This is a genomic window from Delftia sp. ASV31 (assembly GCF_016428765.1).
Lineage (GTDB): Bacteria > Pseudomonadota > Gammaproteobacteria > Burkholderiales > Burkholderiaceae_C > Comamonas > Comamonas acidovorans.
On the sequence record NZ_JAELTK010000063.1, the window covers coordinates 1 to 10,743 of the forward strand.

Consider the following 10,743-nt stretch of genomic DNA (forward strand, 5'->3'; position numbering starts at 1 on the left):
CCCCCCCCCCCCCCCCCCCCCCCCCCCCCCCCCCCCCCCCCCCCCCCCCCCCCCCCCCCCCCCCCCCCCCCCCCCCCCCCCCCCCCCCCCCCCCCCCCCCCCCCCCCCCCCCCCCCCCCCCCCCACAACCTTTTTTGTTCGCATTTCGTCGGCAGCGTCAGATGTGTATAAGAGACAGGCTTGAAATTATCTTGCCTTGACCATCCGCTTCCATTGCCGAGAGTTCCAACGTAAGAAAACGATTGGCTGCCGCATTGAAAATGGACATAGCAAACGTACCAGATCCCGAAACACCCGAAACGGATGCAGGAAGATTCACAAAGCTACCAGAAGTATTAACAGTACCTCCTGCACCTGCAGCGGCATTCGCGTTATCAAATCCTGTGCCAAAGGCAACGCGATTGTCACCGCCAATACTGTAGCCGCCATCGCCGCCGCGCTGGGCGCGCAAGTCCCCGCCGCCGAGTCGAACACCAAGTGCACGCCCAAATGTGTCACGGGCCTCCACAATACGCGCTTCAATGAGCACTTGCCGCACTGGCACATCCAGCGTCGCCAGCAATGCCTTCATGGCCTCAAGCTTGGCAGGGGTGTCCGTCACAAAGAGTTGGTTGGTTCGAGGCTCGGAGATTGCAGAACCACGCTCGGACAGAAATCTCGTGGCAGTTCCACCAACACCCGCACCACTGGTGTTCGTCGTGATTTGCAACAGAATATCGGCCGCCTTCGCATAGTTCAGCTGAAAGCCCTGGGTGCGCAGCGGCTCCAGTTTCTGGATTTCCATCGCCGCTTCATAGTCGCGCTTGGTACGCGCATCAATCTCATCCTTGGGCGCAATCCAAAGTACCGAGCCGGACTTGCGCATACCCAGGCCCTTGGCATCCATAATGATCTGCAGCGCCTGATCCCAGGGAACGTCCTTGAGACGCAGGGTCAACGCACCAGAAACCGTGTCCGAGGTCACGATATTGAAGTTCGTGAAATCAGCGATCACCTGCAGCAAAGAGCGTACTTCAATGTTCTGGAAGTTCAGAGAAAGCTTTTCGCCGCTGTAGCCAGGACCCTGCGTGAGCTTGCTCACATCCACCTTTTTCTGGCGGACCTCGATCACAAACTGGCTGTCGCTTTGGTAGGCGCTGTGCTCCCAGTCGCCAACGGGAGCGATGCGCATGCGGACCGACTCACCCTGCTGCACCGAAGAGATTGTCTGCACCGGCGTTCCGAAATCCCCAACATCCAGCTTGCGCCGCAGCCCTTCAGGCAAAGAGGAGCGCAGGAAATCGACCACCAGTTCCTTGCCTTCGCGGCGCAGATCCACGCCAACCTGGCTATTGCTCAGACCCACGACGATACGGCCCGAGCCGTCACTGCCGCGGCGGAAATCAACATCCCGAATGGGCTGGACATCACTGCCAACAGCTGTCTTGGCTTCAAACACGCCCTGCTGCGTAGAAGGCTTTACTGTGGCAGACGTTGCCACCGGATCCAACAGGATCAGCAGTGCCTTGCCTTGGCGCTCAGTGCGGTAGGACGTAGCAGACTTCAGATTCAGCACCAGGCGGGAGCGGCCGGATGCCTCCACGATATTGATGGAGCGCAGGTTGCCCTGGTTGAGCTCGACCATCGATTTACCCGTGGCATTGGTGGCGCCAGGGAAATCCAGTGCGATTCGTGCAGGCGACTGGATTGCAAATCCGGTCGGGTCCGCAGCCAGCGCTTCGGAAAGCTCGATGCGCACCACCTCAGTGCCTCCTTGAATCGAGCCGGAGACCGACTCTATCGCGGACTGCGCCCATGCCAAGGAGCCCAGCAGCCAACCGCCTACGGCGATTCCCCAGCGAGCCTTGTGCAATATGCTTCGATGTGTGCCCATCATTTTCTTCCCTCCTGCAACTCCAGTGTGCTATTTCTCTCTATCCAGTCACCGCTGCCGTCCTGGACGATTTCCCGCAACTGGATGGAAGTCTCCGTGATCCGGGTAACCTTGCCGTAGTTCTGCCCCAGGTAATTTCCTGCCCGAACCTGGTAGAGCAAGGCCCCCACCCTGACAAGCGCCGTAGGCACGCCTTTTTTGTCCAGACTGCCGACCATGGTCATTGCATCCAAAGGCTCGGCCTCCAGCGGTTCCTTGCGGCGATTGAGTTCGGAAGCAATCAGGGTGGTATTGGCGCTAGTCTGTGCAGACTCCCTGCGCAGCACCTGCATCAGCTTCATGGGATTGAAGGGATCCATGCCATCAGAACCAAGATAGGCCTGGGGTGTGAAGGTCTTGGGCTCTTCCAAAGGCTTGATACGGGGCCTGGCATTGGCTCTTTCCTGGGCCATCCAAGTCTGCAGCTCCTCCTGATCAGAAGAAGAGCAGCCTGAGACGGCCAAGCAGGCTGCCAGCGTGAGCCAGCCGCTGAAACGCATGTGTCTCATTATTTCTTGCCCTTCCCTGCAGCCGCGCGTTGCGCCTGCACCTCGTCGGCATCCAGGTAGCGGAAGGTCCGTGCCGTCGCCTCCATGCTCAAGACTTCGCTGCCTTCCTTGCCCACGGGGACGATCGAGAGATTGTTCAAGGTCACGATGCGCGACAGGTAGGCCACGTCGGACGCAAAGGATCCGATGTCATGAAAGCGGCCCGTGACCTTCAACGCAATGGGCAGTTCGGCGTAGTACTCCTTGACCACCATCGCACCGGGCCGGAAGGTTTCAAACTGCAGGCTGCGGCCCAGGCCGGCCTGATTGATGTCCGAGAGCAGGGCTGCCATTTCCGCCTTGCTGGGCAATTGCTTTTCCAGCTGCGTCACATACTGCTGCACCTGTTCACGCTGCTTCTTCAGGCCATCCAGGCTGACGGCCTTGGACAGCTTCTGGCTGAAGTCCTGCCGCAGCGTGACCTCGGTATTGCGCTCCTGCTCCAGGGTGTCTTCGTAGTCCTTGATCAGCACATACCAAAGCACGGCAGCCACAGCCAGCGCGATGGCCACGCACAACAGCGTCCGGGGCAGCACAGGCCACCGCGACGGGTCATTGGGATCCAGACCACGAAACTGGCGCTGGATGTTCTCCTGCAGTGCGGAGAAGTCGATGTCTTTCCTTTTCTTCTTGGCCATCACTGGGGCTTTCCTGGGTTGGCCGGCGTCGAAAGGCTCTTTTCCGCCACACTGGCGCGCGTCAGTTGAAAGCGCAGATTGAACGCAGCAGCGCGGCGCTGGTCCTTGGGCGTGACATTGACCGTCCTGGCCACGATCTCCACCAGATCAGGCTTGGAGATCCAGGGCGTTCCTTCGGACAGATTGCGCAGCATTTCGGAAACCCGCTCATTGGACTGCGCCGTACCCTGCATGGTCACGGCCAGACCATCCTGCCTGATGCTGGTGATGTAGACGCCATCGGGCAACTGCGCCACCAGCTCGTTGAGCATGTGCACCGGAAGATTGCGGTCGGACTGCAGATCCTCCACGGCCTTCTGGCGTGCGCGAAGTGCCGTGATTTCATCCTCCAGCCCGGCGATCTCCTTGATCTGGGACTCCAGCACGGTGATCTGGGCACGCAGCATGCTGTTTTTGGCCTGCTGGGCCTCGATCATCATCTGGTACCACCAGTAGACCGCGCCAATGATCAAAAGCCCCACCAGGGCCGACAGGACCATGGTGGCCTGGAATGCTTCCTTGCGGCGCTTTCGTGTTGCTTCTCTGTGCGGAAGCAGATTGATCAGAATCACGACACAAACCTCCGCATGGCCAGTCCGCAGGCGGTCAGGTAGGCGGGGGCCTCGCGCGACATGCGCTTGAGGCGTACGCCGCTGCCGACTTCCATTCCATCAAAGGGATTGGCAAGGCTGCAGGCAAAACCCGTTTGCTGCGTGATGGCCTCGGACAGGCCGGAAAGTGGGGCCGAGCCGCCTGCCAGCAGGATGTGGTCTATGCGGTTGTGGGGCGTACTGGTGAAAAAGAACTGCAGTGCGCGCGACACTTCCTGCGTCATGCTTTGCACAAAGGGCTTGAGCACGGCGGACGCGTAGTCCTCCGGAAGTTCGCCGCTGCGCTTCTTGGACTCGGCCTCTTCGAGCGAGAAACCATATTGGCGCGCGATCAGTTGCGTCAGCTGTGCGCCGCCAAAGGCCTGGTCCCGGTCATACAGCACCTCGTCGTCGCGCAGGATCTGCATGCTGGTCGTCATGGCGCCCAACTCGAACAAGGCCACAAGGGCGTTGTTTCCCTGATTGGGCAGGCGCTCGATCAGCCGTGCAGCCGCCATGCGGGAGGCGTGGGGCTCGATGTCGATGACCATGGGCTTGAGGCCGGCCGCCTCGGCCAAGCCCTGGCGGTCCTGCACCTTCTCGCGGCGCGATGCGGCAATGAGCACGTCCACGTCGCCGGGTGAATTCGATGACGGGCCTATGACACAGAAGTCCAGACTCACTTCATCGAGCGAGAAAGGAATGTACTGATTGGCCTCGGATTCGACCTGGACCTCCAATTCCTGCTCGCTCATGCCGTCCGGCAGCGAAATCTTCTTGGTGATCACGGCCGAGGCCGGCAAGGCCATGGCCACGTTCTTGGTCCGCGTGCCGCTTTTTTTGACCAGTCGCCGTACAGCCTCTGCCACTTCATCGAACTTTTCGATGTTGCCGTCCGTGATCCATCCCCGCTCCAGCGGTTCGATGGCACAGCGCTCCAGCAACAGTTCGCCCGACTTGGCACGAGACAACTCAACGAGCTTGGCGCTCGAAGAACTGATGTCGATGCCTAGCAAAGGTGCGGGCTGGCGACTGAATAAGGATCCCATAGCAATCAACTTGCCCTCCCTCTTCTTGTGTATGTAAAGAACGCAACAAACCTTCACATATAGGTTGAATGCTATCAGCAAGACTGCGCGCAACTCACCATGCCAGCCGGAGCACGCTAGGCGCTAGTGGTCAAAAACAGACATTATTGCGGGCCATCAAATGCGACATGAATGCACCCCTGCTTGCATGTCGGCCTGCACGCCTGGCTTAGGATGCGTGGCTTGCGGCCATGCTGGCAACCGTGTGCAGCCGTCTCCTACCGTCCTCCTGGGGCACGCATTTTTATAATGCGCCACTCCTCAGCACTCCCTGCGACATGCCGTCTTCAGACTCCCGAGAACCCCAGGCTGCAAAGCCTCGCTCCGCCCCATCCAAGCCCATGCACTGGTTTCCCAAGGCCTTGCTATGGCTGGCGGGCATCGCCGTCGCCGGCGCGCTGGCCTTGATGCTGACCGTGGCTGTGGCCCTGGCCATGGCCTATCCCAACCTGCCCGACGTCTCCGAGCTGGCCGACTACCGGCCCAAGCTGCCGCTGCGCGTGTACTCCAGCGAAGGCGCCCTGCTGGGTGAATTCGGCGAGGAGCGGCGCACGCTGACCCCCATCCAGGACATCCCCAAGGTGATGACCGACGCCGTGCTGGCCATTGAAGACACGCGCTTTTTCGAGCATGGCGGCGTGGACTACAAGGGAATGGCCCGCGCCGCGCTGGCCAATCTGGGCCGCGTGAAAAGCCAGGGCGCATCGACTATCACCATGCAGGTGGCGCGCAACGTCTATCTGTCTTCCGAGAAAACCTTTACACGCAAAATTTACGAAGTCTTACTGACTTTCAAGCTAGAGCATCTGTTGAGCAAAAACCAGATTCTCGAGATCTACATGAACCAGATTTATCTGGGAAATCGGGCCTATGGCTTTGCTGCTGCCTGTGAAGCCTATTTCGGCAAGCCACTGAAGGACATCACGGTGGCCGAGGCGGCCATGCTGGCAGGCCTGCCAAAGGCACCCTCGGCCTACAACCCGATCAGCAACCCCAAGCGCGCCCGCTCGCGCCAGCTCTACATCATCGAGCGCATGGAGGAAAACGGCTTCATCACGACGGCCCAGGCCACTGAAGCCAAGGCCGAGCCGCTGAAGATCCGCACAGGCTCCTTCAACACCCGCGTGCATGCCGAATACGTGGCCGAGATGGCACGCCAGCTGATCTTTGCCCAGTACGGCAACGAAGCCTATACGCGCGGCCTGAACGTCTACACCACCATCAATGCCGGCGAACAGGAAGCCGCCTACGCCTCGCTGCGCCGCGGCATCATGGACTACGAGCGCCGCCAGAAGTACCGCGGACCCGAAAAGTTCGTGGCCCTGCCGGCCGACGCCGAGGACCGTGAAGACGCCATCGACGACACCCTGGCCAACCACCCGGACAACGGTGATGTGCTCGCCGCCGTGGTGCTGGATGCCAATCCGCGCAAGATCCTGGCAGCACGCGCCGACGGCGAACAGATCGAGATCACGGGCGAAGGCCTCAAGCCCGCCGAATCGGGCCTGAACCCCAAGGCACCGCCCAACATCAAGATCCGTCCCGGCGCCGTGATCCGCGTGGTCAAGACGCCCAAGAACACCTGGGAAATCACGCAGCTGCCCGAGGTGGAAGGCGCCTTCGTGGCCCTGGTCCCCCAGACAGGCGCCTTGCGCGCCCTGATCGGCGGCTTCGACTTCCAGAAGAACAAGTTCAACCACGTGACCCAGGCCTGGCGCCAGCCCGGCTCGGCCTTCAAGCCCTTCATCTACTCTGCGGCACTGGAAAAAGGCTTCTCGCCTTCCACCATGATCAATGACGCGCCGCTGTTCTTCAGCGCCGGCGTGACGGGTGGCCAGCCATGGGAGCCCAAGAACTACGACAGCCGCTACGACGGGCCGATGACCATGCGCACGGGCTTGAACAAATCCAAGAACATGATCTCCATCCGCCTGCTGCAGGCCGTGGGACCCAAGCAGGGCCAAGAGTGGGTCACGCGCTTCGGCTTTGACGCCGCCAAGCATCCGGCCTACCTGACCATGGCGCTGGGTGCCGGAGCGGTCACGCCGCTGCAGTTGGCAGCCGGCTACTCCGTGTTCGCCAATGGCGGCCACCGCGTCAACCCCTGGCTGATTGCCCGTGTCACCGATCACAAGGGCCGGATCCTGTCCGAATTCACGCCGCCCCCGGTGCAGGAATTGCCCCAGGCCATCGACGCGCGCAACGCCTTCATCATGGACAGCCTGCTGCAGGACGTGGCGCGCGTGGGCACGGCAGCACGCGCGCAGTCCACGCTCAAGCGTCCCGACCTGTACGGCAAGACGGGCACGACCAACGACTCGGTGGATGCCTGGTTCGCAGGCTTCCAGCCCACGCTGGCCGCCGTGTCCTGGATCGGCTACGACACGCCGCGCAACCTGGGCAGCCGCGAGACGGGTGGCGGCCTGAGCCTGCCCATCTGGATCGGCTTCATGCAGCATGCCCTCAAGGGCGTGCCTGTGGCAGAGATGCCTGTGCCCCCTGGCGTCGTGAACATGGGCGGCGAGTGGTACTACGAGGAAAACGCGCGCAACGGCGGCGTCAGCAGCCTGGGCATGGACAGCGCCTCCACGGCCGGCGCTGCAGGCGCCACGCCTCCGCCCGCCACCGAGGAGCGCAACCGCATCCTCGACCTCTTCCGCAACTGACCGCCACACAAGCGGTTCACCACGCAAGAAAGCCCGGCCATGCCGGGCTTTCTTCATGGAGCCTGCCGATAACGGCGGATCAGCGTGCCGAGAACTTCAGCGCCAGGCCCGACTGCTCGGTGGCGTAGCGGCTCAGGTTGGCGAAGAACTCACCCGCGCCCTTGGTATCGAGCCAGGCGCCCTGCGCCGCGTCGTAGCGGTAGTGAAAGCCGCCGGCCTTGGCCGCCAGCCAGATCTCGTGCAATGGTTTTTGTTGGTTGATCACGATCTGGCTGCGGTTGGCAAAGACCAGGGTCACCATGCCACCCACGCGCTGGGCATCGAGGTCGGCATCGGTTTCATCGTTGATGCGATCGCAGTCTTGCTCCACCGCCAGCAGCAGTCGTTCGGCAAGGTCCAGAAATTCTTGGTCGGTCATTACAATTCGCTTATGTTGAAAGCCTCGCAAATTCTAGTCAGGTGCATTGCCCTTGGCGCCTGTGCGGCGTCCCTGGCCGCCTGCGGCCAGAAAGGCCCGCTGTTTCTGCCCAGCTCGCCTGCGGCCAGCCACCGCGCCACACTGCCGCAGACCCTGGGCATTTCCAGCCCGGCCGAGCGTGCAACGCCCGCGCCTGCACCCACCACCTTGCCCGCAGGCCCGTCAAGTGCCGCCGTCGAGGAAAGCTCGACACCCACCGGCACCACGGACTCCCGCAAGCAGCAGGCCGACTGAGTCGGCAGCCGCGCTGCGGCTTGATGCACATCAACACCGCTGCCAGGCATGGCGCTTAGAGTGACTTTCTCTTGTCCCTCGACAACCCGCCATGCCCGTAGAGCTCTACCGAGACAAAAACCACGCCTGCCTGATGTTCACCGACCTCATCGAGGAAGATGGACAGGCCATACAGGCCAATCAGTTCCTCATCGTCGATGACGACACGGGCGCCATCATCGACCCGGGCGGCAATCTCGCATTCAACGAGCTGTTCATGGGCATGTCGCGGCATTTCGCGCCGCACAAGCTGTCCTATCTGATCGCTTCCCACGCCGATCCCGACATCATTGCCTCGCTGGACCGCTGGATGACCAGCACCAAGGCACAACTGGTGATCTCGCGCATCTGGGAGCGCTTCGCGCCCCACTTCACCAAGGTCGGCAAGACCGAAAACCGCGTGATCGGCGTGCCGGACGCCGGTGGCCGGCTGCCGCTGGGCCGCCATGAACTGCACCTGCTGCCCGCCCACTTCCTGCATGCCGAAGGCAACTTCCACTTCTACGACCCGGTCAGCCGCATCCTCTTCACGGGCGACCTCGGCGTGTCCCTGATGAACGGCATCGAGGCGCAGGTGCCCGTGACCGACCTCGTGCCGCACATCGCCCGCATGGAAGGCTTTCACCGCCGATACATGGTCTCCAACAAGATCCTGCGGCTGTGGGTGCAGATGGCGCGCCAACTGCCCATCGACATGATCGTGCCCCAGCACGGCGCGCCCATCATGGGCGCCAAGGCGATTGCCGACCTGTTCAACTGGCTCGAAGGACTGCAGTGCGGCATCGACCTGTTCGACCAGCGCAACTACCAGTTGCCCATGGCGGACATCGACCCCGTGACCCGCCAGCTGCGCCCTGCCCTGCGCGCCGTGGCCGGCTAGCGCCTGGCGCGCCGGCGGCGCAGTGCATGGACCACGCGCCAGGCCAGCAGCAGCGCAAGAATGGCGGCGTACACGCCGACCTCGGCAAAGTTGTTCTTGCCTGCGCGCATCCAGAAGAAATGCAACAGGGCCAGCGGCGCGACCGCATAGATACAGCGGTGCAGCCACTGCCAGCGCCTGCCGCCCATGGCGAGCATGACACGGTGCGGTGAAGTCGCCGCCAGAGCAGTCAGCAAGAGCAGCGCCGCAAAGCCCACCAGGATGAATGGGCGCTTCGGGATGTCGAGCACGATCTCGCCCCAGTCCAGCCCCATGTCGAACCATGCATAGCACAGCAGGTGCAGCAGCGCGTAGAAGAACACATACAGACCCAGCATGCGCCTGAAGCGCGCCAGTGCCGTCAGTCCCAGCGCCTGGCGCAGCGGTGTCACGGCCAGCACCACGCACAGAAAGCGCAAGGTCCAGTCGCCGGTGGAGCGCAGCAAGGCCTCGGCCGGATTGGCGCCAAGCGTGTTCAGAATGGCTCCAGCCAGAAGCCACGCAAACGGCAGCAGGCACGCAAGAAACACCAGGGGCTTGGCCGTCCGGTGCAGCAAAAGACGCTGCACCGCCGTCATTGCATGGGCCACATCAATAGAACTTCTTGAGGTCCATGCCGGCGTAGAGCTGGCCCACCTGGGCTTCGTAGCCGTTGAACAGCAGCGTCTTGCGCTTCTTGGCGAACAGGCCGTCTTCGCCAATGCGCCGCTCCGTGGCCTGGCTCCAGCGCGGGTGCGGCACGTCGGGGTTCACATTGGAATAAAAGCCGTACTCGTTGCGCGCCGCCTTGTTCCAGGCCGTGCCCGGCTCCTTGTCGGTCAGGCGGATGGCGACGATGCTCTTGGCGCTCTTGAAGCCGTACTTCCACGGCACGACCAGCCGCACGGGCGCGCCATTCTGGTTGGGCAGCACCTCGCCATACATGCCAAAGGCCAGCAGCGTCAGCGGGTGCATGGCTTCATCAAGGCGCAGCCCCTCGGTGTAAGGCCAGTCCAGCACGCCGCTGCGCAGGCCCGGCATCTGCGCCTTGTCGGCCAGGGTCACGAATTCCACGTACTTGGCACTGCCCAGCGGCTGCACCTTGCGCAGCAGCTCGGCCAGGGAATAGCCCACCCAGGGAATCACCATGGACCAGCCCTCCACGCAGCGCAGCCGGTAGATGCGCTCTTCCTGTGGCGCGAGCTTGAGCAGCGCATCCAGGTCCAGCGTCTGCGGCTGCTGGACCAGGCCCTCGATCTTCACCGTCCAGGGGTGGGTCTTGAGCGTGTGGGCGTTCTTGGTGGGATCGTCCTTGTCCAGCCCGAATTCATAGAAGTTGTTGTACTGGGATACATCGGCATAGGCCGTGACACGGTCCATGGTGTTTGCGCCCGCTACCTGGGAAGGCACGGAGGCCAGCGCCGCCAGCTTGCCGGGGCGCTGCACGCCCGCCGCCCAGCCGGGCAATGCCGCGCCCGCCGAGCCTGCGGCCAGGTACTGCAGCCAGGCACGGCGCTTGAGGTAGCTTGCCCGGGGCGTGATCTCGCTGCCTTGCGGGTGTTGGAAGCCGTTGTCGTGGGAGCGGATCAGCATGGGAATCTCCGAAAGTGCCT

Annotated in this window: 11 protein-coding genes and 1 pseudogene; 4 read left to right on the plus strand and 8 right to left on the minus strand. The window is 62.4% G+C overall.

The window, feature by feature from the left end; all coding sequences use genetic code 11:
* Window positions 1-184, plus strand: a 184-nt coding sequence (locus JHD82_RS20420) for a hypothetical protein (protein WP_199138434.1), incomplete at its 5' end; no start/stop codon positions are given.
* Here the strand turns inward: JHD82_RS20420 and JHD82_RS20425 are convergent.
* From JHD82_RS20425 to JHD82_RS20445, 5 genes and pseudogenes are all read right to left on the minus strand, one after another.
* Window positions 167-1,876, minus strand: a pseudogene (locus JHD82_RS20425) (AMIN domain-containing protein); the annotation flags it as partial. The gene JHD82_RS20420 and the pseudogene JHD82_RS20425 overlap by 18 nt on opposite strands.
* Complete coding sequence (locus JHD82_RS20430) at window positions 1,873-2,421, minus strand: pilus assembly protein PilP (protein ID WP_199138436.1); 549 nt, start codon at window positions 2,419-2,421, stop codon at window positions 1,873-1,875. The pseudogene JHD82_RS20425 and the gene JHD82_RS20430, both read right to left, overlap by 4 nt.
* Window positions 2,421-3,098 carry a type 4a pilus biogenesis protein PilO gene (locus tag JHD82_RS20435; protein WP_199138438.1) on the minus strand — a complete coding sequence of 226 codons (678 nt, stop codon included), beginning with the start codon at window positions 3,096-3,098 and terminating at the stop codon, window positions 2,421-2,423. The genes JHD82_RS20430 and JHD82_RS20435 overlap by 1 nt, the downstream gene beginning before the upstream one ends.
* On the minus strand, window positions 3,098-3,709 hold the full coding sequence (locus tag JHD82_RS20440; RefSeq protein WP_199138439.1) for a PilN domain-containing protein: 612 nt from the start codon (window positions 3,707-3,709) through the stop codon (window positions 3,098-3,100). Before JHD82_RS20440 ends, JHD82_RS20435 begins: the two co-directional genes overlap by 1 nt.
* Entirely contained in the window at window positions 3,706-4,785 is a 1,080-nt protein-coding gene (locus JHD82_RS20445) for a pilus assembly protein PilM (RefSeq protein WP_034347621.1), read from the minus strand. Before JHD82_RS20445 ends, JHD82_RS20440 begins: the two co-directional genes overlap by 4 nt.
* A 371-nt stretch (window positions 4,786-5,156) precedes the next feature.
* Between JHD82_RS20445 and JHD82_RS20450 the strand changes: the two genes are divergently transcribed.
* A complete protein-coding gene (locus tag JHD82_RS20450; RefSeq protein ID WP_199138441.1) occupies window positions 5,157-7,481 on the plus strand; it encodes a penicillin-binding protein 1A in 2,325 nt (774 codons plus the stop codon).
* A gap of 79 nt (window positions 7,482-7,560) precedes the next feature.
* Here the strand turns inward: JHD82_RS20450 and cyaY are convergent, their stop codons facing one another.
* Entirely contained in the window at window positions 7,561-7,899 is a 339-nt protein-coding gene (gene cyaY / locus JHD82_RS20455; RefSeq protein WP_199138443.1) for an iron donor protein CyaY, read from the minus strand.
* A gap of 12 nt (window positions 7,900-7,911) precedes the next feature.
* Between cyaY and JHD82_RS20460 the strand changes: the two genes are divergently transcribed.
* Window positions 7,912-8,193, plus strand: coding sequence for a lipoprotein (locus JHD82_RS20460; RefSeq protein ID WP_080518227.1), 282 nt, complete (start codon window positions 7,912-7,914; stop codon window positions 8,191-8,193).
* A 91-nt stretch (window positions 8,194-8,284) separates the two neighbouring features.
* The gene (locus tag JHD82_RS20465; protein WP_012207382.1) at window positions 8,285-9,112 is read left to right on the plus strand and encodes an MBL fold metallo-hydrolase; all 828 of its coding nucleotides are present in this window, start codon (window positions 8,285-8,287) and stop codon (window positions 9,110-9,112) included.
* On the opposite strand, the gene JHD82_RS20470 is transcribed toward JHD82_RS20465, so the two are convergent.
* The gene (locus JHD82_RS20470; protein WP_199138476.1) at window positions 9,109-9,729 is read right to left on the minus strand and encodes a sulfite oxidase heme-binding subunit YedZ; all 621 of its coding nucleotides are present in this window, start codon (window positions 9,727-9,729) and stop codon (window positions 9,109-9,111) included. The two genes, JHD82_RS20465 and JHD82_RS20470, sit on opposite strands and share 4 nt — an antisense overlap.
* Before the next feature lie 13 nt (window positions 9,730-9,742).
* Window positions 9,743-10,723 (minus strand): protein-methionine-sulfoxide reductase catalytic subunit MsrP, encoded by a 981-nt coding sequence (gene msrP / locus JHD82_RS20475; protein ID WP_199138445.1) that lies wholly within the window; start codon window positions 10,721-10,723, stop codon window positions 9,743-9,745.
* Window positions 10,724-10,743: the final 20 nt, after the last annotated feature.